24 protein-coding genes are annotated in these 23465 nt (G+C 62.6%); 8 read left to right on the forward strand and 16 right to left on the reverse strand.

Annotation, left to right across the window (positions count from 1 at the left end; all coding sequences use genetic code 11):
• Positions 1-9 precede the first annotated feature (9 nt).
• From MESCI2_RS0107970 to MESCI2_RS0108000, 7 genes are all read right to left on the reverse strand, one after another.
• Complete coding sequence (locus tag MESCI2_RS0107970) at positions 10-831, reverse strand: sugar phosphate isomerase/epimerase family protein (RefSeq protein WP_027036112.1); 822 nt, start codon at positions 829-831, stop codon at positions 10-12.
• A 63-nt stretch (positions 832-894) separates the two neighbouring features.
• Positions 895-1737, reverse strand: a complete 843-nt coding sequence (locus MESCI2_RS0107975) for a carbohydrate ABC transporter permease (protein ID WP_027036113.1) — start codon at positions 1735-1737, stop codon at positions 895-897.
• Positions 1738-1742: 5 nt separating this feature from the next.
• Complete coding sequence (locus MESCI2_RS0107980) at positions 1743-2639, reverse strand: carbohydrate ABC transporter permease (RefSeq protein ID WP_023808791.1); 897 nt, start codon at positions 2637-2639, stop codon at positions 1743-1745.
• 136 nt (positions 2640-2775) lie between these two features.
• The gene (locus MESCI2_RS0107985; RefSeq protein WP_027036114.1) at positions 2776-4023 is read right to left on the reverse strand and encodes an ABC transporter substrate-binding protein; all 1248 of its coding nucleotides are present in this window, start codon (positions 4021-4023) and stop codon (positions 2776-2778) included.
• 110 nt (positions 4024-4133) lie between these two features.
• A complete protein-coding gene (locus tag MESCI2_RS0107990) occupies positions 4134-5279 on the reverse strand; it encodes an ABC transporter ATP-binding protein (protein ID WP_027036115.1) in 1146 nt (381 codons plus the stop codon).
• Between the two features lie 89 nt (positions 5280-5368).
• A complete protein-coding gene (locus MESCI2_RS0107995) occupies positions 5369-6319 on the reverse strand; it encodes a PfkB family carbohydrate kinase (RefSeq protein WP_027036116.1) in 951 nt (316 codons plus the stop codon).
• 3 nt (positions 6320-6322) lie between these two features.
• Positions 6323-7123 (reverse strand): class I fructose-bisphosphate aldolase, encoded by an 801-nt coding sequence (locus MESCI2_RS0108000; protein WP_027036117.1) that lies wholly within the window; start codon positions 7121-7123, stop codon positions 6323-6325.
• Between the two features lie 162 nt (positions 7124-7285).
• Between MESCI2_RS0108000 and MESCI2_RS0108005 the strand changes: the two genes are divergently transcribed.
• The 3 genes from MESCI2_RS0108005 (at position 7286) to MESCI2_RS0108015 (ending at position 10433) form a co-directional block, all read left to right on the forward strand.
• Entirely contained in the window at positions 7286-8047 is a 762-nt protein-coding gene (locus MESCI2_RS0108005; RefSeq protein WP_027036118.1) for a DeoR/GlpR family DNA-binding transcription regulator, read from the forward strand.
• A gap of 267 nt (positions 8048-8314) precedes the next feature.
• Entirely contained in the window at positions 8315-9463 is a 1149-nt protein-coding gene (locus MESCI2_RS0108010) for a Gfo/Idh/MocA family protein (protein ID WP_027036119.1), read from the forward strand.
• A gap of 10 nt (positions 9464-9473) precedes the next feature.
• Complete coding sequence (locus MESCI2_RS0108015) at positions 9474-10433, forward strand: alpha/beta hydrolase (protein WP_027036120.1); 960 nt, start codon at positions 9474-9476, stop codon at positions 10431-10433.
• Here MESCI2_RS0108015 and MESCI2_RS0108020 read toward each other — a convergent pair.
• Positions 10421-11455 (reverse strand): LacI family DNA-binding transcriptional regulator, encoded by a 1035-nt coding sequence (locus tag MESCI2_RS0108020; protein WP_027036121.1) that lies wholly within the window; start codon positions 11453-11455, stop codon positions 10421-10423. The genes MESCI2_RS0108015 and MESCI2_RS0108020 overlap by 13 nt on opposite strands.
• Positions 11456-11863: 408 nt before the next feature.
• Here MESCI2_RS0108020 and rsgA point away from each other — a divergent pair, with 408 nt between their 5' ends.
• A complete protein-coding gene (gene rsgA / locus MESCI2_RS0108025; protein ID WP_050596496.1) occupies positions 11864-12901 on the forward strand; it encodes a ribosome small subunit-dependent GTPase A in 1038 nt (345 codons plus the stop codon).
• A 26-nt stretch (positions 12902-12927) separates the two neighbouring features.
• Here rsgA and MESCI2_RS0108030 read toward each other — a convergent pair whose 3' ends face one another.
• Positions 12928-13461 carry a sterol desaturase family protein gene (locus MESCI2_RS0108030; RefSeq protein WP_027036123.1) on the reverse strand — a complete coding sequence of 178 codons (534 nt, stop codon included), beginning with the start codon at positions 13459-13461 and terminating at the stop codon, positions 12928-12930.
• Between the two features lie 173 nt (positions 13462-13634).
• Here MESCI2_RS0108030 and MESCI2_RS0108035 point away from each other — a divergent pair, with 173 nt between their 5' ends.
• On the forward strand, positions 13635-14105 hold the full coding sequence (locus MESCI2_RS0108035) for an NUDIX domain-containing protein (RefSeq protein ID WP_027036124.1): 471 nt from the start codon (positions 13635-13637) through the stop codon (positions 14103-14105).
• 10 nt (positions 14106-14115) lie between these two features.
• Here the strand turns inward: MESCI2_RS0108035 and pobA are convergent, their stop codons facing one another.
• Genes pobA through pcaD form a run of 6 tightly spaced genes read right to left on the reverse strand, consistent with a single transcriptional unit; the run spans position 14116 to position 18928 of the window.
• The gene (pobA, locus tag MESCI2_RS0108040) at positions 14116-15288 is read right to left on the reverse strand and encodes a 4-hydroxybenzoate 3-monooxygenase (RefSeq protein WP_027036125.1); all 1173 of its coding nucleotides are present in this window, start codon (positions 15286-15288) and stop codon (positions 14116-14118) included.
• Positions 15288-16340 (reverse strand): 3-carboxy-cis,cis-muconate cycloisomerase, encoded by a 1053-nt coding sequence (locus MESCI2_RS0108045; protein ID WP_027036126.1) that lies wholly within the window; start codon positions 16338-16340, stop codon positions 15288-15290. Before MESCI2_RS0108045 ends, pobA begins: the two co-directional genes overlap by 1 nt.
• A 19-nt stretch (positions 16341-16359) precedes the next feature.
• Positions 16360-16974 carry a protocatechuate 3,4-dioxygenase subunit alpha gene (pcaG, locus tag MESCI2_RS0108050; RefSeq protein ID WP_027036127.1) on the reverse strand — a complete coding sequence of 205 codons (615 nt, stop codon included), beginning with the start codon at positions 16972-16974 and terminating at the stop codon, positions 16360-16362.
• Positions 16974-17729 (reverse strand): protocatechuate 3,4-dioxygenase subunit beta, encoded by a 756-nt coding sequence (pcaH, locus tag MESCI2_RS0108055; protein WP_027036128.1) that lies wholly within the window; start codon positions 17727-17729, stop codon positions 16974-16976. Before pcaH ends, pcaG begins: the two co-directional genes overlap by 1 nt.
• Positions 17719-18126 carry a 4-carboxymuconolactone decarboxylase gene (gene pcaC, locus MESCI2_RS0108060; RefSeq protein WP_027036129.1) on the reverse strand — a complete coding sequence of 136 codons (408 nt, stop codon included), beginning with the start codon at positions 18124-18126 and terminating at the stop codon, positions 17719-17721. Before pcaC ends, pcaH begins: the two co-directional genes overlap by 11 nt.
• Positions 18119-18928, reverse strand: coding sequence for a 3-oxoadipate enol-lactonase (gene pcaD / locus MESCI2_RS0108065; RefSeq protein ID WP_027036130.1), 810 nt, complete (start codon positions 18926-18928; stop codon positions 18119-18121). Before pcaD ends, pcaC begins: the two co-directional genes overlap by 8 nt.
• A gap of 93 nt (positions 18929-19021) precedes the next feature.
• On the opposite strand from pcaD, the gene pcaQ reads away from it, so the two are divergent.
• Positions 19022-19939 carry a pca operon transcription factor PcaQ gene (gene pcaQ / locus MESCI2_RS0108070; RefSeq protein WP_027036131.1) on the forward strand — a complete coding sequence of 306 codons (918 nt, stop codon included), beginning with the start codon at positions 19022-19024 and terminating at the stop codon, positions 19937-19939.
• Positions 19940-19957: 18 nt separating this feature from the next.
• Here the strand turns inward: pcaQ and MESCI2_RS0108075 are convergent, their stop codons facing one another.
• Entirely contained in the window at positions 19958-20881 is a 924-nt protein-coding gene (locus MESCI2_RS0108075) for an aldose 1-epimerase (protein ID WP_027036132.1), read from the reverse strand.
• A 61-nt stretch (positions 20882-20942) separates the two neighbouring features.
• Between MESCI2_RS0108075 and MESCI2_RS0108080 the strand changes: the two genes are divergently transcribed.
• Positions 20943-21734 (forward strand): FadR/GntR family transcriptional regulator, encoded by a 792-nt coding sequence (locus tag MESCI2_RS0108080; protein ID WP_027036133.1) that lies wholly within the window; start codon positions 20943-20945, stop codon positions 21732-21734.
• Positions 21731-23458 (forward strand): IlvD/Edd family dehydratase, encoded by a 1728-nt coding sequence (locus tag MESCI2_RS0108085; protein WP_027036134.1) that lies wholly within the window; start codon positions 21731-21733, stop codon positions 23456-23458. Before MESCI2_RS0108080 ends, MESCI2_RS0108085 begins: the two co-directional genes overlap by 4 nt.
• The last annotated feature ends 7 nt before the right edge of the window (positions 23459-23465 follow it).

Genomic DNA, 23465 nt, shown 5'->3' on the forward strand with positions numbered 1-23465 from the left:
TCTCGTTCTTCAGGCGCCGAAGCTGCGCATTGTCTGGCGGTTGGTCTTGACCGCGCCGGCGGGATCGGCGGCGGCCGTTTCGGATTCTTCCTCCAGCACCAGCCAGCCGTTGAAGCGCGGTGCGGTGTTGGCGATCTCGATGACCGCAGGCGTGTCGCAGACGCCCTTGCCGAGCATGGCCCAGGTACCGTTGGCATCGACGTCCTTGAGGTGGATGTAGCGGATGCGATCACGGTAGGTGCGCAGCGTATCGGACATGTCCCTGTGGCCGCGCAGGATATGGCCGGTATCCGGCACCCAGCCGACCAGGTCGGGGTCGAGCAAGGCAAAGATCGTGTCGTAATCGGCGCGGTCGAACAGCAGCGTGTTGTGGTGCGAGCTTGGATGCACGGCAACCTGGACGCCCGCCTTGCGTCCGATCTCGCCGGCCTTGTTGTAGACCTCGGCGGCGATGGCGAACTTATCCTCGCGCGGACCGTCGGACACCACCGTCGCAGAACCCATCGACACCAGCGAGCCAGGAAATGCGGAGGCGAAGTCGATCCAGCGCTTGGCGGTTTCGAGGTCGGCGCTGACCTTCTCCTTCAGCGTGAAGCCGCTGTTCGAGCCAAAGGCGAAGGAAACCAGCGTCAGCCCCGACGCCTTCAGCGCGGCGGCGAACTCCTCCGGCTTGTCGCCATAATGCCCGATCATGGTGTCGGTGATCTCGATGCCGGCATAGCCACCGTCAGAGATCGCCTTCAGCAGATCGTCGGGGCCGCCGGTGAACCGGTCTCCCAGCATTTCCCAGGTGAAGGTCTGGCAGCCGACTTTGAGGTCTTTCACGTTCATCCTTTCATTCCTTGATATCGCCTATTGCTTGATGCCACCCTGCGTCGCCATGGGAAGGACATCCTATTTGACCGAGCCCGCGGTCATGCCGGCGAGGAAGTACCTCTGGGCAACGAGGTAGATGAGCAAGAGCGGTAGAGAGCCGAGCACGCTCATCGCCATCATCTGGTTCCATTCGAAGGCATGCTGCCCCATCAACAGCTGGATGCCGATCGGGACGGTGCGCATGGACGTCGATTTCGTCAGCGTCAGCGCAAAGAGAAATTCGTTCCAGCACAACAGGAAGGTGTAGACCGACGTCGCCACGATACCAGGCAGTGAAATCGGGACGATCACCCGCCAAAGCGCTGTCCAACTGCTGCCGCCGTCGACAGCCACGGCTTCATCGAGATCGCGGGGCAAGGTGTTCAGATATCCCGTCATCAGCAGGATCGCGTAGGGCAGCGTAAACACCAGGTAAGTCAGGATCAGTGCGACGTAGGTGTCGAAGATACCGTATGAGACGACAAGTCCGAAGAAGGGGATCAAAAGTGTGATCGGCGGAATCGTCTGCGTGCTGATGATGATTGTGTTCAGGATGCCCTTGCCGCGGAAGTTGAAGCGGCTGAACCCGTAGGCCGCCAGCAAGGCGATCAGCACCGTCAGCACGGTCACCGCTCCCGCCACGAAATAGCTGTTGAAGAAGAAGCGCAGCTTTACCGGGTCGCCAAGGATGGCTGCATACGCTTCCAGCGTAAACGCCTTTGGCAGGATGGTTGGTGGCAGGGCAAAGATTTCGGTATTCGATTTGAACGAGCTGCTCAGCATCCAGTAGATCGGGAATGCCGCGAAAAAGAGCCCCGCTGCAAGCGCTACATGGAGCGCGACGGTGATCAGCCTGTCTTTCGGCGTGTGTCTTTTCCTCATGATGACTACCGAGCCTTTTGATAGCGAATATAGAACAGCGTCAGGCCGAGGGAGATCAGCAAGATGACCACGGCGCTCGCCGAAGCCTGCGACAGGTTGTAGCTCGAAAACGCCAGCTTGTAGGTGTAGGTGCTGAGGACCTCGGTCGAGTAGATCGGGCCACCGCCCGTCGTTATCCAGATTAACGGGAAGACCTGCATGGTCCAGATGAAGTCGAGCAGCGAGATGCTGATGATGATCGGCATCAGCTGCGGAATGGTGATGAAGATCAGCTTCTGGTAGGCTTTCGCCCCGTCGATATCGGCAGCCTCGTAGAAATCCTTGGGAATGCCCTGCAAACCCGCGAGCAGGCTGACCATGAAGAGCGGATAGCCCGCCCAGATGTTGGCAAAGGTGACGGCGTGCAGCGCGGTCTCAGGCGAGGAAAACCATTCGACTTTGGAACCGATGATGCCGATCTGCATGAGAATGCTATTCACGACACCGTTTGGCTCAAGCAGCAGGCGCCAGATCACGGCGATAATCACCGCGGTGAACAGCCAGGGCAGTATGTAGAGCACGCGCAGAATGTTGCGCAGCGTCGGATTGATGCGGTCGCTGTTCAGCATGAGCGCGAAGGCCATGCCGATGGTCATGTGGAAAATGACACTCATGCATGTGAAGTAGAGCGTGTGCCACAGCGAAGCCCAGAACACGGGGTCGTCGAAGATCGCCTGGTAGTGTTTCAGTCCGGCAAAGGATGGGTCACGACGCAGCACCGCGCTGTTCTGGAACGAGTAGCCAATCACCGTCACCATCGGCAACAGCATCAGAAGCCCGATTATGAGCAGCGAAGGCGACAGATAGAGGTAGGGTGCGACCGCTCGTTTGAGCTTGTGGTGGGAGCGCTTTTGCCGGGTCATGTGCCAACCTTGGGATAGCCTTCAAGAGAAGGTAAGCTTCAAAAACAGGTCCACTCAAATTGCCGATCCGTTGTTGCCGGGTGGCCTGCCCGAAGCCAGGCCACCCGGTCGAAGTCAGCAAACGGGAACAGGCCGATCAGAATTTCGCCATCCAGCCCTTCTGAGCGGCGGCGGCTGCTTGTTCCGGAGACTGCTCGCCGGCGAGCATCTTTTGGGCTTGCACGTCGAACTGGGTCATCAGGTCTTCTGCCACCGGCAGGCCCGTGAACTCATTGGCGAGATAACCGGTCTTGAAGATTTCGAAAGCCTTGCCGAAAGCCTTGTCCGAGGTCACGAAATCGGGCTTGGCGTTGACGTTGCCCGGGAAGGCGTTTGCAAGCGACACGAGCTTGGCGTTCACCTTTTCACTCATCACATATTGGACGAGTTTCCAGGCCTCTTCCTGATGTTTCGAAGCCGCAGAGATGCCGATGCCCCAGGAGGCATAGGGAAGGCCGCGCTTGCCGGTATAGTTTTCCACGACCGGGACCGGGATGAGGTCGAAGTTCAGCTTGGGATTGCGCTTGCGGATGAGGTTCACATGCGCGAGCGAGTCGATCATCATCCCGACGCGGTTGTTGACGAACTCCTCGACCTTTTCCTGCTCGGTCTTGGTGGCGATGCCGGGCGAGATGGTTCCGGCGTCGTTGAGAGATTTGACGAAGGTGAGCATGTCCACCACCGGTTTGCCCTCAAGGTCCGGCTTGCCGTTCGCCATCATCGACTGACCCGAAGCCCAAACCCACGACATCATGTCGTTCTGGACGCCGGATGGCGTTTGCAGCGAGAGGGGCAGCACCCAGCCATACTGGTTCTTGTCGGCGATCGTCATCTTCTTGGCGGCTTCGAGAAACTCCGCACGGGTCGACGGCAGCTTGGTCACGCCTGCCTGGGCGGCGAGGTCCAAATTCACGAAGACCGGATAGACGAAAGAAGCCACGGGAAACATCACCGCCTTGCCGTCCACCTTGACGATGTCCGCGACCTGGCTCTTGTCGAAACCGCTCGCATCCATCATCGGATTCATGTCGGCGAGTGCACTCTGCGCATTCAGATTGTTCACCCAGGCACCGTCGAGACCGACGACGTCGCTGAGCGTTCCGGTTGCAGCACCAACCGAGATCTGGTCTCGCGTGGTCGCGTAGGGGCCGCTGACCAGCGTCACTTTGATTCCTGGATTTGCGGCCTCGAAGTCATCCATGATTGCCCTGAGCGAGCCAGCCGGCAATTCGGGCTCCCACCATTGGGTGAATTCCAGCGTCGTATCCGCCATGGCGCCGGTTGCGCCGAGCAACCATGCGGCCGCGGCTATTTTCAGCATCGCGGGTTTAAGACGAAACGTCATTTTCTCCTCCTTCTTTATATTCGCCCGCACAATGCGGCCGATCGTCTGATTATTCAGAAGTCTTCTCACGCAGGCGCCTCACCCTCACCCGCGGGTCTTATCGCTGATATTCAGATTGCCAGATGCGTCTCCGGATCGAAGAAATGGAGCTTGGTATCATCCAGGGCCAAGCTGATTTCCGAGCCGGAGCGGACTGTGCTGGTCGGTTCGAATTTCGCCACCGCATTTGACGCCAGGCCGAAATCCTGCACCGCGTCAGGGTCGCCCGAGTCCACCCGGACCGCGTCGATGTCGAGATGGACTATTTGTTCGGATCCAAGTTCTTCGATCGAGGTCACCTTTGCCGGTATCGTCTGATACTTGCGGCCGGATTCGAGGCTGCTGTCATAGAGATCCTCCGGTCGTATCCCGAACACGACCTTGCGACCCGCATACGAGCTCAAGCCGGGCCTGCGCACGAAGGCTGCATCCTGCAGCCGGATGGCCAAGGCGCCGGACATCAGTTCGTCACCCGTCAGGGTCGCCTCGAAAAGGTTCATCGAAGGAGACCCGATGAAGCCGGCAACGAAGGCGTTCACCGGCGATTCATAGAGCCTCTTGGGTGTGTCGACCTGCTGCAGCACGCCGCCTTTCAACACCGCGACCCTGTCGCCCATCGTCATGGCTTCGGTTTGGTCGTGGGTCACATATATGGTCGTTACGCCGAGCTGCTTTTGCAGACTGGTGATTTCGGCGCGCATTTGAACACGCAGTTTCGCGTCCAGATTGGAAAGGGGTTCGTCCATGAGAAAGGCTGCCGGCTCGCGCACCATGGCGCGGCCCATGGCAACCCTTTGACGCTGTCCGCCTGAAAGGTTAGCGGGTTTGCTGTCCAGCAGAGACGTCAGTTGAAGGGTTTTGGCGATCTCGTCCACGCGCTTTTTGCGCTCGGCCTTCGGCTTGCCTGCCAACCGCATCGAAAAGCCGATGTTTTCGAACACCGTCATATGCGGGTAGAGGGCGTAGCTCTGGAAGACCATCGCGATGTCGCGGTCCTTGGGCGGCATGTCGACGACATCTATTCCGCCGATCCGAAGGCTGCCGCTGGTGACGTCCTCCAATCCCGCGATCATCCGCAGCGCGGTGGATTTGCCACAGCCGGACGGCCCGACGAGAATCAAAAACTCACCGTCCTTGACCGACAGGTTCAATTGGTCGATTGCGTGAAAATTGTTCCCGTATGTCTTGCAGATATTTTCAAGAACGACTTCTGCCATATTCCTCCCTCCACAAGTCTAAGCCACTGATTTTTATGATTGTCCTCGGCTTACGTTCACCTGCGAAATATTTCCTCGGATAGTTCGGGCTATGTTCCGGTATCGAGCCGCGCACATTTCAGTTCGACTGCCGACGGCGCGTTCGTCGATGCCAGGAGTTCCGTGACCTGGGCGTCGGTCGGAAGCGCCTCGCGCCCGCCCCGCCCCGTTATCGAAAGGGCCGCCGCCGCGGCCGCGAATGCGACCCGGCCCGCAGTGTCGGCCCCGCGCGTCAATGCAAGGGCATAGGCGCCATGAAAGCAGTCCCCGGCGCCGGTCGAGTCGACGACGGCAACCCGGTGCGGAGGCAGGTGCCAGAGCCCTGTCTCGTCGCGTCCGCGAAAGAAGACGCCTCTGCCGCCATCCGTCAGAACCACGGCGGACCGCGACGGCAACCACAATGCATCGAGTATCTCGGCCGGCGACCGGCGGCCCGTGGCGGTCCGCGCAAAGCCGAGCGGAAGAATGAGATGGTCGCAGAGCCCGATCAGTCTCTCGGTGGCCGGGCCGTGGCTCCATTCGACATCGCCGAGGATCGCTAGGCCGAGATCGCGAGCCCGAGCCACGACATCCAGCGACCCGATCCCGTAACTATCGACGATCAGGACGGTCGCGCGGCTGAGAACCTCGTCCGGAAAGTCCGGCGCGGTGCCCAGCATCGCTTCGTCGTCATACGCGATGAACCGCTCCCCATCCGAACCGACGGTGATCCGCGAGCGCACCGGGCGCGCGTGCGGGTGGCGCGGAGCGAACGCGGTTTCAACGCCGCTCGCAACGAGATCGCACAACACGGCATCGTCGGCGGCACTGCCCAGCCATCCGACGAACCCGGCGCTTCCGCCGAGCCGCGCGACGGCGGCAAGTGCCGTCGCGACATTTCCCCCGAAAGCTCGGGCACTTTGCAGAACCTTCCCCTTGCCCGCCGACAACGGCTGATCGACATAGACGATGTCGTCGATCGCAATAGCTCCGAAGCCGAGGATTGAAGGGACGGTGGGCATCGTTCAGGCACCCGCCTTCGCCAAGGCGTCTTGCGCCGAAAGGCCGTCATGGATGACACCCCGAAAGGCAATCGCTGCCTTTTCCGGATCGCCATGCCCCCAGAGATTGCGGCCCACCACGGCACCGCGCGCGCCGGCACGGATGGCGTCCGCCGTCTGCTGAAGGGCGCCGAGCAGCGTGTCGGTCTTCGGACCACCGGCAATCACAACCGGCACCGGGCAGGTCCGAACGGTCTCTCGAAACGACTCGAAATCGCCCGTGTAGCCGATCTTGATCACGTCGACGCCGGACTCGTAGCCGATGCGTGCCGCATAGGCGATCTCGTCGGGGGTGAAGACGATTTTTGCCCCGTCGGTGAAATCGCGAGGGTAGATATGCGCCACCACCGGCATGCCGTAACGGGCCGCCGCGTTCACTGAATCGGTCAGCCAGCGTATGTATTTGCCCTCGGTCGCGCCGCGCACCGGAATGGCCACGGCCAACGCATCGGCGCCAGCGCGCACCGCATCCTCGGGCGTTGCAATCAGTTCACTGATGCGATCGTCCGGGGTGAAGCAGCCGGCCTGGATCACCAGGCAAGCCTTGCCCGCGTATTGCGGCCACAGATGGCGCGCGGTGCCAGGTTGAATGCTGACGTAGTCGGGTTTGCCCATCATGACGCGTGCAAGCGCGCCCGGCAGGTCGGCAAGACCTCCTTTGCGCACGTCGCCATAGCCGACAAAGTGGTCGACCGCGCCGCCAAAAAGATTGCCCGATGGATGTGAGAAGAGGCGCGCCAGGCGCACCTTGGTTCCGAGGCTCATGAGTCCAAAACTCTCCAATCGATTGATTTCAAAATCCTAGACCCAGTGTTTGCGAAAGAAAGAATAAATGCAATCTTTCGAAATCTTTCGAATTCGCGTATTTTTGGTAGAGTGAACCGAAGCCGGGGTGATCGCTTGGCGCATGGAGGCAAGGACAGGGCAATGTTGTCAGAGCAGAGACGCCAATCGATCCTGGGTGAAGTGCAACGCAGCGGACAGGTTCGCATCAAGGACCTGTCTGACGATTTTGGCGTGTCGGAAGTCACGGTGCGCTCCGACCTCGAGATACTGGACCGCAAGGGACTGCTGACCAAGACCCGCGGCGGCGCGGTGACGCGGACCACAGATTCGACCACGGCCGCGTTCGCCCGGCGGATGCAAACCAACCTCGATGCAAAGAAACGCATCGCCCGGGCAGCGATAGAACTGTTCGAGGACAACCAATCGGTCATCTTCGACGGCGGTTCGACATTGATGCAGGTTGCCATGCTGTTACCACCGCTCAGCAATGTCGTGGTCGCGGCCACGGCGATGAATATCGTGCAGCATCTGATGCATCGGCCCGGGCTCGACGTTCACATGATCGGTGGCCGGGTCTATCCAGACACGGTGAGCACGCTGATCACCGATGCCGACACGGCTCTCGGCGGCTTGGTCGCGCATCAGGTTTTTGTTGGAGCGCATGCCATTGACTCGTCACTGGATGTGGTCGACGTGAACGAAGACATGGCGCGAACGAAGCGAAACCTCGTGCGCATGGCCCGGCGCGTTGTCCTCCTTGCGGATTCGAGCAAATGGGGCGTCAGCGGAACCTCCAAGGCCTTTTCGCTGTCGAGCGTCGATGTTGTGATCACCGACGATGGCCTGTCGGGTCCGATACGCAGCCAGCTTGATAGGACCGGGGCCAAGGTGATCTATGCCTGACCCCGTCGCGGTCCCTGGCCGCGGCGGAAATATCCGATGCGCACATGACCCACGGGACCCGCATCGGCGGTCGGCCGTTTTTTCATGTCGGTCATTTTCTCCTCCCAGGACTGGCAGCCTCCCGATATCGCGCCAGCATTTTCGCATGTTGTATAAAAATTTTACGCGCGTCAATATTTAAAATGCTGTATTGCCCTTTGCGAAGGCGATCCGTTACCTCTGGGCGGATCCGGCAGACGATGACTGCGTTGGGAGGTACGATCGAAAATGCACGGGATATCAACGACCAAACTCGGAATTGGCGTCATCGGATGCGGCAATATCTCGATGACCTATCTGCGCAATGCCGCCCTCTTCAGCGGCATCGAGTTGCGCGCCTGCGCCGATATTTCGACCGACATGGCGGCAGTGCGGGCGAAGGAATATGGCATACGGGCACTCGGCGTCGATGCACTGCTGGCTGACCCCGAGATCGATCTTGTCCTCAACCTGACCATTCCGGCGGCGCATTTCGACATTTCGTTTTCAGCCCTTTCGGCCGGCAAGCACGTCTTCACCGAAAAGCCGCTCGCCACCTCGGCCGCCGATGGACGGCGGCTGGTCGACGAGGCGCGGTCGCGCGGCCTGCTGCTCGGCTCGGCGCCCGACACCTTCCTCGGTGCAGCCGGGCGCCGCGCCCGCCGGCTGATGGATAACGGCGCCATCGGCCGCCCGGTCACCGGCACCGCCTTCATGATGGGCCGCGGCATGGAGCACTGGCATCCCAACCCGCAATTCTACTACCAGCCGGGTGGCGGCCCGGTGTTCGACATGGGCCCCTACTATCTGACCATGCTGGTCAATCTGCTCGGCCCGGTCGAACGCGTCATGGCGATGGCGACGCGCGGCCAGGAGGAGCGGCTGATCACTGCCGAAGGGCCATTCAAGAACACCACATTCAAGGTCGGCACGCCGACCAACGTGCTGTCGCTGCTCGAGTTCCGCTCCGGCGCCACCGTCACCTTTGGCGCCTCGTGGGATGTCTTTCGCCACTCCAACCACCCGATCGAACTGCACGGCACGGAGGGCTCGCTGCGGCTGCCTGACCCCGATACGTTCGGCGGCACCGTGTCGCTGTCCGAACGCGGCACTGAGTGGAAGGATTTCGCCAGCGAAGGCGACCTTTACGGTGCCCGCAACTGGCCTTATGCCGCGCCCGACCGCGCCAATTACCGCATGCTCGGCGTCGCCGATCTGGTGCGCTCGCTTCAGACCGACAACGCGCCCCGTGCCTCCGGCAGCCTTGCCCTGCATGTGCTTGAGATCATGGAGGCGATCCTGCGCTCCGGTGAAACACAGGCCTCGGTCGCCATCGCGGGCGATGTCGTCCAGCCGGCCCTGTTGACCGAGGACGAGGCGAGCAGCCTGCTGGCCTGAGGATATGACAATGACACTCGATCCGGATGCGCTGCGCGTCCTCGAAATTGGTCGTGCAGCCGGCGGCGAGCCGTTCGAGACCGGCAGCGTGGCGGTGGCGCGAATTGCCTACAACGCCTCGTTCCCGACACTGCAGGGGGAGCACGAGCCGGTCGCAACGACCTTGGAGCAGCAGATCGACGGGCCGAACGGGCCTATTGCGCTTCGCGTCCATCGCGGCATCGACGCACCGCAAAGCGGGGCGCCGGCGCTGCTCTACCTGCATGGCGGCGGCTGGGTCATCGGCAATCTCGATTCCCATGACGAGATCTGCCGCCTGATGGCCAATCTCGGCAACGCCGTCATTGTCTGCCCCGATTACCGCCTGGCGCCGGAACACAAATTTCCCGCCGGGTTAGAGGATTGCCTGGCGACACTGTGCTTCATGGCGGAGAATACCACCGATCTCGGCATCGACATCAGACGCATCGGCGTTGCCGGCGACAGCGCCGGCGGCAATCTTGCCGCCGTACTGGCGCTGCTCGCCCGCGAAGGGCTTGCGCCTCCGCTTGCGGCGCAGCTCCTGATCTATCCCAACACCGACGCGCGGCAAACATCGGATAGCTACCGGCGTTTCGGCGACGGATTCGGGCTCACCGCAACGACCATGGCATGGTTCCGCGACCACTATGTGCGAACGCCAGACGACATCGCGAACTGGCGCGTCTCGCCGTTGCTGGCGCCTGATCTCACCGGCGCCGCGCCGGCATATGTCGCGCTTGCCGGCTGCGACATCCTTGCCGACGAAGGGACAGCCTATGCAGCGCGCCTGCAAGCCGCGGGCGTGCCAGTGATCCTGCGGCAATGGCCGGGCCAGATCCATGGCTTCGTCTCGATGGGACGCCATATTCCCGCTGCCCGGCAAGCGGTGGCCGAGGCGGTGGCTGCCTGGCGCCACTTCGAGAAAGTCGCTGACGTTCAGGCCGACTGACGCATCACCAGGGTGGCACCAAGCTTGACCGTGCGCGCCATGCCCTGCTTCGGCGGATCGGCCTCGTCCAGCAAGGCCAGCAGGATCTCGACGCTGCGGCCGGCCATGGCGGTGAAATCCTGCGCCATGGTGGTCAGCGCCGGACAGGTGTAGCGGCTCAGCGGATGATCGTCATGCGCGGCAACGCGCAGATCGCAATCGGGCCTGCGGCCGACCTTCAGGCCGCGCGAGTACGCGGCCGCCATCACGCCAAAGGCGAGACGATCATTGGCGCACAGGATGGTGCGGCCGGGCAAGGTGCCGGCCTCCAGCATTTTTTCCGTCTGCTCGTAGCCGATGCGTTCGAAGTCCCAGGTGTAATCGCGCGCGGCCTCGATGACGACCGGCTTGAACCCGGCGGTCTCCATCGCAATGATGTAGCTCTCCTGGCGTTCGCCGGAGTTGTGGTTGACATGCGGAATGTCGAGATAGGCAGGCGGCTCGCCCGAGCGGCAGAGATAGTCGACGATGGTCGACACGCTCTGCCTGTTGTCGTTGCCGACGAACGGCGTGTCGCCCTCGATATAGGTGTCGAAATAGACGATCGGAATGTCCTGCCCGAGCTTGTCGAAGACGCTGCGGTCGGAGGCCAGGCCAAGCGGCGCGATGATCGCGCCGGCGACCTTCAGTGACAGCAGCGTCCTGACCGACTCCGCTTCCAGCTTTGGCGAGCCATGCGACGAGATGACGATCGGCCAGTAGCCCTCGTCGCGGCAGCGAAATTCGATGCGGCTGACCATCTCGGCGTAGAACGGATCGGTGATCGTCGGCACGACGATGCCGATGTTGCGGGTGCGCTTGCGGTTGAGATTGCGGGCGAAAAGGTTCGGCTGATAGTCCGAGGAACGCAGGGCGGCTTCGATGCGCGCCCGCGTCGCCGGTTTCACGCTCGCCGGATCGTCGAAATATTTGGACAGCGTCGGCCGCGACACGCCACATGCCTGGGCGAAGTCGTCCATCGTGCGGTGTGTCTTCTCCGCCATCGATATATTCCAGATCCCCTGCCAACGATCGGCCCGCCGCCAGTCATGCGGCCGTTGACCGGATGCGACAATGCTCGACTGAACTTATTCAGTCAATTTTCACAGTTTCCAATAGAACGCAAAAAATATTCCATGCGTCAAATTATTTATTAACGCTTCAAAACTGACAGCGTCATGGAAAAAACCGACGCAGCTCGCCATTTTCCCGCCAACGCCTTCGGACGGCGCTGTTTCCTCGACTTCATCGTCAGTTCGACGACCAAAGGACAGGCTGCAGAAGCTTGCCGCTCAGCCCTCGGCTACGGGCGTGCTTGCCAAATGTCGCCATGCCGCCCATACACGGGCTTGGAAATCGCCCCACCCGTTCGCCCCCACCTGCCAGGGATACCGTCCAATGTCCGTGACGCCGTGGTCAAAGCCGTGACGGATCACTCCACGCCATCGCTTGCCAGCCTGGGCTGGACCGAATTTTTCGGCGACCAGCTCGAGCCCGGCGAAGCCAATCTTGTCCCGACGCGGATCGCCACCGTCCACCGCGATCGCCTGACCGGCCTGTCCCAGGCAGGGCCAGTCGATCTGACGCTGCCGGCGCAGGCGAACACCGGTGACTATGCCGTCGGCGATTGGGTGCTGGTCGTTGGCCATGAGCACCTTGTGCAGCGCCGCCTGTCCCGCAAGACGGTGCTGGAGCGCCGCACCCAAGGCGGCAGGGTGCCGCAGCTTGCCGCGGCCAATGTCGACACGCTGTTCATCGTCACCTCGTGCAATGCCGACTTCAATCCCGCCAGGCTCGAGCGCTATCTGGCGCTGGCCAATGAAGCCGGAACGACGCCGGTGATCCTGCTGACCAAGGCCGATACCGCTGAAGACGCCGAGACATATGCAAGGCAGGCTGCGGCGTTGCAGCGTGGATTGCCGGTCGTGATGCTGAACCCCCGCACATCGGATTCGGCAACCGTCCTGGCTGCCTGGTGCGGTGTCGGCCAGACGGTGGCGCTGATCGGCTCCTCCGGCGTCGGCAAATCGACGCTGGTCAACACGCTGGCCGGATCGGCGCAGCAATCGCCGCAACAGACCGGGGGCATTCGCGAGCACGATTCCAAGGGACGCCACACCACCACGTCGCGATCGCTGCACGCCATTGCCGGCGGCGGCTGGGTGATCGACACGCCGGGCATGCGGACGCTGCAGGTCAGCGACGTCGGCCATGGCATCGACACGCTGTTTGCCGAAATCACCGAGCTCGCGCCGCTGTGCAAGTTTCGCGACTGCACGCATGTGCATGAGCCGGGCTGCGCGGTGCAGGCAGCCTTGAAGGCCGGCACGCTCGATCCCGAGCGCCTTGCCCGCTGGCGAAAACTGTCCGACGAAAACCAGAACAACACGCCGGTTCAGAGCGGCCCTCGCGGCGCCAAGTCACCCGGCGGTCGCGGCAAGAGGCGTTGAACGGCCGAGGCTGAACTGGCTTCAGACTAGAGCCGCGCCGTGCCGAAAACGCGATCCCAGAACGCCGACGTCACACCGAAATTGGCCGTTTCCTCGATGTGGTGATGCACCGCATGACGGCGCTTGAGGGTGTAGAGGTAGCTCGGATGTGCGGGATGCCAGTGATGGATCATGTGGTGGATGCTAATGTACCAGAGATATCCCAGCATCAACCCGCAGCTCACCGCGCTCGCGGTGGCGAAATCCGAGATCATCCATACCGGCAGGAACGCGACCAGTGCATGCACCCCGAGGCTGAGCCAGGTCGGCGTGCCCACCGAACTGCGTTCCTCGACATGGTGACGGTCGTGCAGGTCCTTGATGTAGGGAATATGGTGAAGAACGAACCTGTGCAGCACATACTCGATCAGCGTCCAGAGGCCGAGACAGGCGAGGACAGTGCCTATCCAGCCTGGCGCACTCTCTTCGCCGGCCTCGAGCAGCCCGGCCACTGCCAGCACGGCGATCACCAGCGGATACACCACGAAGTCGCTGTAGTAGCCAATAAGACCGAGTTGCATCGTCACCTAGCCTTCGAGCCGCCAAATAAGCGATGGTATCAGATTGCCGGACTCGCGGGTGAGGTGCAATGCAGACGTGCCTGACATAGCGTCGCAATCCCCTGGTGCAAGGTTCGCGTCAACGATTCAAGGACCATCGGCAGGCTGCCGGCTTCGCAAATGGACGTACAAAAATGGCAAAACGCAGTGCGGGATTGCTGATCTATCGCCGCAGCCACGACGATCTCAGGGTGTTGCTGGTCCACCCGGGTGGACCGTTCTGGGCGAAGAAGGACGATGGTGCCTGGTCGATACCGAAGGGCCTCGTCGGCGAGGACGAGGATGAGTTGACGGCAGCGCAACGCGAGACCGAGGAAGAGCTCGGCGTCAGGGTCGACGGCACCTTCGCGCGGCTTGGCGACTACAGGCAACCGGGCGGCAAGATCGTCTCGGCCTGGTCTGTCGAGGCGACCATCGACATCGACGTGGCCGTCATCAAGAGCAACAGCTTCACCATGGAATGGCCGCCAAGGTCGGGATCCCTGAAGGAATTCCCGGAAGTCGACCGAGCCGGCTGGTTCACCTTGCCCGAGGCCGAGGTGAAAATCCTCAAGGGGCAGCGCCCGATGCTTTTGGATTTTGCCAGGCAACAAGGCGCCGGATGATCCGCAGCCCTCAGTAGGGCAGGCCGACATAATTCTCGGCAAGCGCGGTCGATGCGGCACGCGACTGCACGAGGTAGTCGAGCTCGGCCTCCTGGATGCGCTGGCCGAAGTCGCCGGTGTCGGGAAAACGGTGCAGCATCGTCGTCATCCACCAGGAAAAGCGCACCGCCTTCCAGACCCGTGCCAGCGCCTTGCCGGAATAGGCGTCAATGCCATCATGTGACTTTTCAACGTAGAAGTCGCGCAAACCTGCGAAGAGATAGCGCACGTCGCTGGCGGCGAGGTTGAGGCCTTTCGCCCCGGTCGGCGGTACGATATGGGCGGCGTCGCCGACCAGGAACAACCTGCCGAAACGCAGCGGCTCGGCAACGAATGAGCGCAGCGGCGCGATCGATTTCTCGAAGGATGGCCCGGTGACGACATTTGCGGCTGTCTGCTCGGGCAAGCGGCGGCGCAACTCGTCCCAGAAGCGGTCGTCGGACCACGCCTCGACACGATCGTCCTGCGGGCATTGGACATAGTAGCGGCTGCGATGCGTCGAGCGCATCGAGCACAGTGCAAAACCTCGCTCGTGATTGGCATAGACCAGCTCGTGATCGGCCGGCGGCACTTCGGCAAGCACGCCGAGCCAGCCGAACGGATACTGCCGCTCGAAGGTTTTCAGCGCACGCTCGGGCACTGATTTGCGGCTGACGCCGTGATAACCGTCACAGCCGGCAATGAAGTCGCAATCGATCCGATGGGTGACCCCATCCCGGTCATAGGTGACGAAAGGTGCCTTGCCGTCAAAATCGTGCAGCGTAACGTTTGCCGCCTCGTAGATCGTGGGCAGCCCTGCCGCGTCGCGCTTGTCCATCAAATCGTGCGTCACCTCGGTCTGGCCATAGACGGTGACATGCCTGCCGCCGGCGAGTGCGGTAAGGTCGATGCGATGCAAGCGTCCGTCGAAGGCGAGCGAGATGCCGGAATGCGGCAGCCCTTCGGCATGCAGCCTTGCCGCCGCGCCGGCCTGTTCCAGCAGTTCGACCGTGCCCTGTTCTAGCACCCCTGCCCGCACGCGGCCAAGCACGTGCTCGCGGCTCGCGCGCTCCAGGATGACCGTCTCGACACCGATGCCGGCCAGCAGTTGCCCAAGCAGCAGGCCGGACGGTCCGGACCCGACGATGACGATTTGCGTGCGCATCAGCGGCCGAGACTTTCGACCTGCGCGGCCAGCTCAGCGGCAAGGCGCAGCGACGCGGCCGTTGCGACGACCATCTGCGGCAATAATAGCCACTCCAGCGTCCAGGCAGCACCCGACCGCTCCTGCTCATGCACGAGCGCGTGATGCATGCCGGCAAGCTGCGTGGCATTGAAGCGGGCAAGCGCCACCAGCGCTTCAGCCTTCACCGGGTTCTGCTTGTGTGGCATGGCCGACGAGCCGCCGCCGCCGGAAAGCTCGATCTCGGTTCCATCTTGCGCCATCAGCGCGATGTCCTGGCCGAACTTGCCGAGGCTGCCTGATACCAGCGACATCAGGCCGGCAAAATCGGCGAGTGCATCACGCTGGTTCTGCCATTGCGGTGCGTCGCCAAGGGCAAGCTTTGCGGCTAGTGCTGCGCGCACCGCCGGACATTTGTCGCCTAGCTTTTCCAGCGTGCCGGCAGCACCGCCGAACTGGACCACCAGCAGGCGCCTGGACTGTTCCGACAGCCTCTCCCGATGCCGTTGCAGCGGCGCCCGCCACGCTGCCACCCGATCCTGCACTTTGATCGGAATCGCCTGCTGCATGCGCGTCATGCCAGTCAGCGCCCTGCCGCCAAAACGCTCTTCGAGCGAAACGAGGCGCATGACGGTTTCGGTCAACAGCAGATCGAGATGCTCGACAACGGATTTGAGCCGAAGCATCAGGCCGGTGTCGATGACATCCTGGCTGGTCGCACCGAAATGCACTTTCCGGCCATGCGGTTCGCCGACCGCAGCCCTGATCTGGCGCACCAGTTCCGGTACAATGACGCCGTCCCTGGCGACACCGGCCCGCAGCAAGGCGGTGTCAGGCCGGAATGTGGCAAGTGTGGCCACGATCACCGCTGCCGCCTCTCTGGTGATGAGCCCGGTTTCGGCCTCGGCTTGCGCCAGCGCCCGTTCGAAGGCCAGCATCGCGTCGATTTCCGCCTCGACGGAAAAATGCCTCGCAGCCTCGTCGTCGCCGAGAAGGGCAGAGAGCAGCGGATGGTCGAAGGGCGATACCGTCATGTCCTGCTCCTCCTCATCGTCAGCTGTCGAAGAAGACCGTTTCCTTCTCCCCCTGGAGATGGACGTCGAAGACGTAGGTGTCGCCCTGGCGCTCGGCGATCAGCGTCGGCACGCGAACGCGATGCTCGATGCGTGCCAGGATTGGATCTTCAGCATTGGCCTTTTCCTCATCGGAAAAATACAGCCTAGTGTGCAGGCCGAGATTGATGCCGCGGGCGACGATCCACAGCGTGATATGCGGCGCCATCAGGCTTCCATCCCTGAACGGAACGCGACCTGGTTTGATCGTCTCGAACGCGCACAGGCCGGTTTCCATGTCGGTCGCGCAACGGCCCCAGCCGAAAAAGTTCGGATCGGCGGTGCCGCGCAATTCGGCCGGCGAATTGTAGAGCCCGTCCGCATCCGCCTGCCAGATCTCGATCAGCGCATCCTTGAGCGGCGTGCCGGTGCCGTCGAGCACCCGGATGCGCAGGCCAATGCGTTCGCCCCTGGTCTTGTCGTTGACCATGGTCGCGCCGAGATCACTGGGATAGACGCCACCGATGCCGCAGAAATTGGGTGTCAGCCCGATATGGACGTAGGGTCCGGCGGTCTGCGAAGGGCTTTCCCTGAGCCGGCCGAGCGACTGGGCCATCAATTGCCCTCCGGCCTGTTTTCGAACAGCGACGCGCGGCGCCCGCGCAGCACGATGTCGAACTTGTAGGCGCGCGCGTCGAAGGGGATCGTCGCCTGCATGTCGAGTGTGGCGATCAGCGTTTCGATGGCCGCCTTGTCGGGGATGCCGCGCACGATCGGGCATTGCCAGATCAACGGGTCGCCCTCGAAATACATCTGTGTGATCAGCCGCTGCGCGAAACCCTGGCCGAAGACCGAGAAATGGATGTGCGAAGGACGCCAGTCGTTCGGCCCGTTCGGCCAGGGATAGGGACCGGGCTTGACGGTACGAAACGCATAGAAGCCATCTTCGCCTGATATAGCGCGGCCGCAGCCGCCAAAATTCGGGTCGAGCGGCGCCAGATAGCCGTCCTTCTTGTGGCGGTAGCGACCGCCGGCATTGGCCTGCCAGAATTCGAGCAGCGCGCCGGGCACGCCAACGCCGCGTTCGTCGAGCACCCGCCCATAGACGATGATGCGCTCGCCGAGCGCGCTCTCGCCGGGCCTGGCGAAATTGTGGATCAGGTCGGCGTCGAGTTCGCGGAGCATGGCGTGACCGAAGACCGGGCCTGCAATCTCCGACAGCGTGTTGTCGAACGACAACGGCGCCTTCTGCGGCGAACGCAGCACGGAGGTCTTGTAATTCGGCGTCAGAACAGGCGGATGCCAGGTCCGATCGCGCTGGAAGAAGGCGCCGGTCTCGGGCCTCCGGTTCGAGCCGGACTCAGCAGGCATTCTGGCTTCCGTCCATTTCCGAAAACACGTCTTTGGCTATTCTGAAGGCACGGTTGGCGGCCGGCACGCCGGCATAGATGGCGACATGCAGGAACGCCTCGCAGATATCGTCGCGCGAGGCACCGGTCTTGACGGTGGCGCGCACATGCATGGCAACCTCCTCATCATGGCCGAGTGCGGCCAGCAGCGCCAGCGTGACGATCGAACGCTCACGCTTGGTGAAGCCCGGCCGCGCCCACACCGTTCCCCAGGCCGCCTCGGTGATCAGCTCCTGGAAAGGCTGGTCGAAATCGGTGGCGGCGATTTCAACCCGGTCGACATGACGATCGCCGAGCACTGAGCGCCGCACCGCGAGGCCGGTGCGATATCTGGCTGCGTTGCCGGGGACCTCATCCATGGGTTTCTGCTCCAGGGGTAAGCGATGCGATAAAACCGCGGATCAGGGCGGTGAGCGCTTCAGGCTGTTCGACGCAAGGAATGTGCCCGGCGTCGCGAATGATTTCGAAGCGCGCGCCGGGTATCAGGTCGGCCAGCGAGCGGACAAGATCGGGAGGCGTCGAGCCATCCTGGTCACCGGCAACGCAGAGCGTCGGCACCGCGATGTGGCGTGCAGCATCGGTGAAATCCGCGTCGCGAACGGCCGCGCAAGTGCCGATGTAACCGGCGAGCGCTTGCCTCGTCATCATGTTCCAATAGCCGTCGAGCTCGGCCACACGCGCCGCGTGGAAGGCGGGGGTGAACCACACTTTGAGCACGCCATCGGCAATCGCCTGGATGCCCTTGCTTTCGACCGCCGCTATGCGTGTGTTCCAGCTGTCCGTCGTGCCGATCTTGTGCGCCGTGTCGCAAAGGATCAGGCCTTCGACGATTTCAGGTCGCCTGGCATAGAGCCCCTGCGCGATCATGCCGCCGACCGACAGGCCGCACAGCACGACCTTGCTCAACCCGAAATGATCGATGAGGCCTGAGAGATCATCGACATGATCATCGATCGACCTGATGTCGCCGATATCGGACAGCCCGTGACCCCGTTTGTCGTAGACCAGCAGCGGCATTTCACCATCGAGCGCCAAGACAATTTCGTCCCAGATCCGGAAGTCGGTACCGAGTGAATTGATGAATATGATGGGGCGCGCATTGCCGGCCGCCTTGATGTGGCGATGGTGCAGCGTGATGCCGCCGATGGTGAGGAATGGCACGGTTTCGGTCCTCCGCCTCCACATTGCACAAGGCGTTTGGTTCAGTAAAATGATATTTTGCGCCGTTTCATTAACTCAGGGGTTATCAAATCCATGTCCGAGAGCCGCATCCGGTTCCGTCACCTGCAGGCATTCCTGGAAGTTGCGCGACAAGGAAGCGTGGCGCGGGCGGCTGACTTGCTGCATGTCAGCCCACCGGCGGTGACCAAGACATTGCGCGAGCTGGAAGGGGCGCTGGGTGTTGCGGTGGTGGAGCGCGACGGCCGCGGCATCCGACTGACGCGCATCGGCGAGATCTTCCTTCGCCATGCCGGCACGGCGATCACGGCGCTCAAGCAAGGCGTCGATTCCGTCCGCCAGGACGGAGCGGTCAACCGGCACCCGATCCGCATCGGCGCGCTGCCGACGGTGTCGGCGCGGGTGATGCCGCTGGCCATGAGCCTGTTCCTCAAAGAGGGCACCGGTGCGGCGATCAAGATCGTCACCGGCGAGAATGCGGTGCTGCTCGAGCAGTTGCGCACCAGGACGCTAGATCTCGTCGTCGGACGGCTGGCGGCGCCGGAAAACATGACTGGCTTCTTCTTCGAGCACCTCTATTCCGAACCGGTGCTGTTCGTGGTGCGCGCCGGACATCCGCTGCTTGACCCGGGACAGGATGTGTTCGCACGGCTCGACGAATTCCCGATGCTGATGCCGACACGGGAATCGGTCATCCGTCCCTTTGTCGACCGCCTGTTCATCACCAACGGCATGACCGCGCCGGCAACCGAGATCGAAACCGTCTCGGACTCCTTCGGCCGCGCCTTCCTGCGGCAGAGCAATGCCGTCTGGATCATTTCGGCCGGCGTCGTTGCCAATGAACTCGGCAGCGGCGCCTTCGTCGCCTTGCCGGTCAACACCGAGGAGACCAAGGGACCGGTCGGCCTGACGATGCGGACCGACATGGTGCCCTCACCCGCCTTCTCGATCCTGCTGCAGTCCGTCCGCGAAGCGGCAAGGCAAAGCAGTTGATGCGGCTCAGACTGGCGATCAGATCTCCCGCGAAGGCATGAAGCGAACGTTTGCGGATCGCATCTGCCCGGGTGCCAATACGATGCAGCCAGTGTTGCCGGCGTCGCTGCGATTGAAGGCATCGGTGATGTTACTGACCGGTTCGGCGCAGAAGAACGGCTCACCGGGCGGCGTATATAGGACGAGGAAATCGAGCGGCGCCTCGGCTTCGATGTCCAGCTGCCGTCCATGCTCCGGCCAGGAGATCCGGGCGCGGCGCGACCATCCGGTGAAGACCGTGTCGAAGTCCGCCTCCGACACGTCGAAGCCCGTGGTCGGGTTGGAGCCGGCAGGCGGCAGGACGTGCCGGGTGGGCAGGATTTTCGCATCGGTCTCCCACATGCCGGATACCTGCGCCTGGACATGTGTCCACGATGTCGACGGGAAATAGGGATGCAGGCCGAAGCCTGCGGGCATCGGCGCGTCCGAGAGGTTGCGCAGCGAGAGGGCAATGACCAGCCCGCCATCGACCAGCGAGACCGCTTGCCTTGCTTCATAGCTCCACGGCCAGGAATCGGCGGCATGGCGGTAGGATAGGACGGTGGTGCTGGCTTCGTGCCGCACGACTGTCCATGGCCGACGCCAGCCATGGCCATGCTCATGATGCGGATCGTCCGGGCTGGTCGGCAGTTCGACGGTGCGGCCGGCGAATTCGAAGCGGCCGCCCCTTATGCGATTGGAATAGGGAACCAGCGGGAAGCAGGCCATGGCGCCAGCATCGCGGCTGTTGATCGCCACCTGATCCGCAGGGCGCAGCCAATCCACCACGGAACCGTTTTGCCGCCAGCGATACGACGCGACGGCGCCGCCGGCGGCCGGGGCAATCTCCACAGTCGCAATGCCATCGCTGATCGAGATCAGCTCTTGGTGCTGCTCGGCAACGGCAGCGGAATTCTTTGTCATCGGCACTCCCCCATCCCTTGACTCCAATCGCAATGCCGATAAGACATATCATATGAATAGTATGAAGAATAAGAAATCTTTCAGCACGGCGCGCACGTCGAGGGTTGCGGTGGCGGTCTCCAGCGGCTCCACCGCTCTGCATGCGACTGTCGTCGAGCAGATCGGTTTGCGCATCGTGCAAGGCGATTTCCTGCCCGGCGAGGCGCTGCCCAATGCCGACGATTCCAGCGAGATGCTGGGAGTCAGCCGCACGGTGCTGCGCGAGGCGATCAAGGTTCTGGCCGGCAAGGGGCTGGTCGAATCGCGGCCGAAGACCGGCACAAGGGTGCGTCCCCGTGCCGACTGGAATTTCCTCGATCCGGACGTCCTGTCATGGCGCTACGCCGGCGGCGTCAGCGCCGATGATGTCCGGGCGCTGTTTGAGCTGCGCCGGGCCATCGAACCGATGTCGGCCGCACTTGCCGCGCAACGCGCCACGCCGGCGCAGATTGCCGAGATCAATGCCGCGCTGGCCGAAATGGAAGCGGTCGTCGACGACGGCGATCGTTTCGCCAAGCCTGACCTCTTGTTCCACCAGACCATCCTGCGCATGACCGGCAATGAGCTGATCGGCTCGCTGGCGGCACTGGTCGAAACCGCACTGGTGATGAGCTTTCGCCTCTCCAACGACAATCCGGACGGGCAGCGCCATTCTTTGCCGCTGCATCGGGAAGTGGCCGAAAAGATTGCATCCGGCGACGCGGCCGGCGCGCAAAAAGCGCTGCTGGTGCTCATCGACAATGCCGAGGAAGACGTGCGCCGCAGCGTCGAAAACCGCAACAAGCGCCGCCAGAATCGGGAACAGACATCGTGACCGACACCAAACGCAAACTTCGGTCCGAGGCCTGGTTCGGCGGCGAAGGCAAGAACGCCTTCATGCACCGCAGCTGGATGAAGAACCAGGGCATCCCCGCCGACGCTTTCGACGGCCGCCCGGTGATCGGTATCTGCAACACCTGGTCGGAACTGACCCCATGCAATGCCCATCTGCGGGCGCTGGCCGATCACGTCAAACGCGGCGTCTATGAAGCCGGCGGCCTGCCCCTCGAATTCCCTGTCATGTCACTGGGCGAGAGCAACATGCGCCCTACCGCCATGCTGTTTCGCAATCTGGTCAGCATGGATGTCGAAGAGTCCATCCGCGGCAATCCGATCGATGGCGTCATCCTGCTGGTCGGTTGCGACAAGACCACACCGGCGCTGCTGATGGGTGCCGCGTCGTGCAACCTGCCAACCATCGCCGTTTCCGGCGGGCCGATGCTCAACGGCAAGTTCCGCGGACAGGATATCGGCTCGGGGACCCATGTCTGGAAATTCGCCGAGGAAGTGAAGGCCGGCCGCATGCCGGTCGCCGACTTTCTCGCCGCCGAGCAGGGCCAGAGCCGATCTGCGGGCAGCTGCATGACAATGGGCACGGCTTCGACCATGGCCAGCATGGTCGAGGCGCTCGGCATCGGCATGCCGGACAACGCCGCGATCCCGGCAGTGGATTCGCGCCGTGGCGTGCTCGCCCAGATGGCCGGACGCCAGATCGTCGATCTGGTCCGCAGAGACGTGACGATCGCGCAGATCCTTACCAGGCAAGCGTTCGAGAACGCCATTCGCGTCAACGGCGCGATCGGTGGCTCGACCAATGCGGTGCTGCATCTGATCGCCATCGCCAACCGGGTCGGTGTCGATCTCAGCCTCGACGACTGGGACCGCCTTGGCCGCGACGTTCCAACCATTGTCGATTTGATGCCGTCGGGCCGGTTCCTGATGGAAGATTTCTACTACGCCGGGGGGCTAGCTGCGGTCATGGCGTCGCTTGATGAAGTGGGGCTTCTTCATCGCGACGCCATGACCGTCAGCGCCAAGACCATCGGTGAACTGATCGACGGCGCGCCCAACTACAACAGCGAGGTGATCCGGCCGCTGAGCGACCCGCTGACCAAGGAAGGCGGCATCTCGATCCTGCGCGGCAACCTGGCGCCCGACGGCGCGGTCATCAAGCCGTCGGCGGCAACGCCCGCGCTGATGCAGCATCGCGGCAAGGCGGTGGTGTTCGAAAACATCGAGCATTACTACGCCCGCATCGACGATCCGGAGCTGGACATCGACGCCTCCTCGGTGATGGTGCTGAAGAACTGCGGGCCGCGCGGTTATCCCGGAATGGCCGAGGTCGGCAACATGCCGCTGCCGGCGAAACTGCTGAAGCAAGGCGTCTCCGACATGGTGCGCATTTCGGACGCGCGCATGAGCGGCACCGCCTACGGCACCGTGGTTCTGCATGTGGCACCCGAAGCAGCCGCAGGCGGCGCGCTGGCGCTGGTGCGCGACGGCGATCTTATCGAGCTCGATGTCGCCGGCCGCCGGCTGGAGCTGTTGGTATCGGATGAGGAGCTCGCAATCCGCCGGCGTGACTGGAAGCCGCCGGCACCGCCGGAAGGCGGCTATCAGAGCCTTTATGTCGAGCGCGTGCTGCAGGCCGACAAGGGCTGCGATTTCGACTTTCTCGTCGGCCGGCGCGATGCCGGCATTCCTCGGCATTCGCACTAGAGAGGCG

The organism is Mesorhizobium ciceri WSM4083 (assembly GCF_000519305.1).
Lineage (GTDB): Bacteria > Pseudomonadota > Alphaproteobacteria > Rhizobiales > Rhizobiaceae > Mesorhizobium > Mesorhizobium ciceri_B.

Bases quoted from the DNA above. Each gene is read 5' to 3' on its own strand.
- MESCI2_RS0107990 (WP_027036115.1), bottom strand. From the start codon at position 5,279: ATGGCAGAAGTCGTTCTTGAAAATATCTGCAAGACATACGGGAACAAT.
- pcaQ (WP_027036131.1), top strand. From the start codon at position 19,022: ATGTCCGAGAGCCGCATCCGGTTCCGTCACCTGCAGGCATTCCTGGAA.
- pobA (WP_027036125.1), bottom strand. From the start codon at position 15,288: ATGCGCACGCAAATCGTCATCGTCGGGTCCGGACCGTCCGGCCTGCTG.
- MESCI2_RS0108000 (WP_027036117.1), bottom strand. From the start codon at position 7,123: ATGAGCCTCGGAACCAAGGTGCGCCTGGCGCGCCTCTTCTCACATCCA.
- MESCI2_RS0108035 (WP_027036124.1), top strand. From the start codon at position 13,635: ATGGCAAAACGCAGTGCGGGATTGCTGATCTATCGCCGCAGCCACGAC.
- MESCI2_RS0107980 (WP_023808791.1), bottom strand. From the start codon at position 2,639: ATGACCCGGCAAAAGCGCTCCCACCACAAGCTCAAACGAGCGGTCGCA.
- MESCI2_RS0108020 (WP_027036121.1), bottom strand. From the start codon at position 11,455: ATGGCGGAGAAGACACACCGCACGATGGACGACTTCGCCCAGGCATGT.
- MESCI2_RS0107985 (WP_027036114.1), bottom strand. From the start codon at position 4,023: ATGACGTTTCGTCTTAAACCCGCGATGCTGAAAATAGCCGCGGCCGCA.
- pcaC (WP_027036129.1), bottom strand. From the start codon at position 18,126: ATGGATGAGGTCCCCGGCAACGCAGCCAGATATCGCACCGGCCTCGCG.
- MESCI2_RS0108015 (WP_027036120.1), top strand. From the start codon at position 9,474: ATGACACTCGATCCGGATGCGCTGCGCGTCCTCGAAATTGGTCGTGCA.
- MESCI2_RS0108005 (WP_027036118.1), top strand. From the start codon at position 7,286: ATGTTGTCAGAGCAGAGACGCCAATCGATCCTGGGTGAAGTGCAACGC.
- MESCI2_RS0108080 (WP_027036133.1), top strand. From the start codon at position 20,943: ATGAAGAATAAGAAATCTTTCAGCACGGCGCGCACGTCGAGGGTTGCG.
- MESCI2_RS0108045 (WP_027036126.1), bottom strand. From the start codon at position 16,340: ATGACGGTATCGCCCTTCGACCATCCGCTGCTCTCTGCCCTTCTCGGC.
- MESCI2_RS0107975 (WP_027036113.1), bottom strand. From the start codon at position 1,737: ATGAGGAAAAGACACACGCCGAAAGACAGGCTGATCACCGTCGCGCTC.
- MESCI2_RS0107995 (WP_027036116.1), bottom strand. From the start codon at position 6,319: ATGCCCACCGTCCCTTCAATCCTCGGCTTCGGAGCTATTGCGATCGAC.
- MESCI2_RS0108075 (WP_027036132.1), bottom strand. From the start codon at position 20,881: ATGACAAAGAATTCCGCTGCCGTTGCCGAGCAGCACCAAGAGCTGATC.
- MESCI2_RS0108030 (WP_027036123.1), bottom strand. From the start codon at position 13,461: ATGCAACTCGGTCTTATTGGCTACTACAGCGACTTCGTGGTGTATCCG.
- pcaG (WP_027036127.1), bottom strand. From the start codon at position 16,974: ATGGCCCAGTCGCTCGGCCGGCTCAGGGAAAGCCCTTCGCAGACCGCC.
- MESCI2_RS0107970 (WP_027036112.1), bottom strand. From the start codon at position 831: ATGAACGTGAAAGACCTCAAAGTCGGCTGCCAGACCTTCACCTGGGAA.
- pcaH (WP_027036128.1), bottom strand. From the start codon at position 17,729: ATGCCTGCTGAGTCCGGCTCGAACCGGAGGCCCGAGACCGGCGCCTTC.
- MESCI2_RS0108010 (WP_027036119.1), top strand. From the start codon at position 8,315: ATGCACGGGATATCAACGACCAAACTCGGAATTGGCGTCATCGGATGC.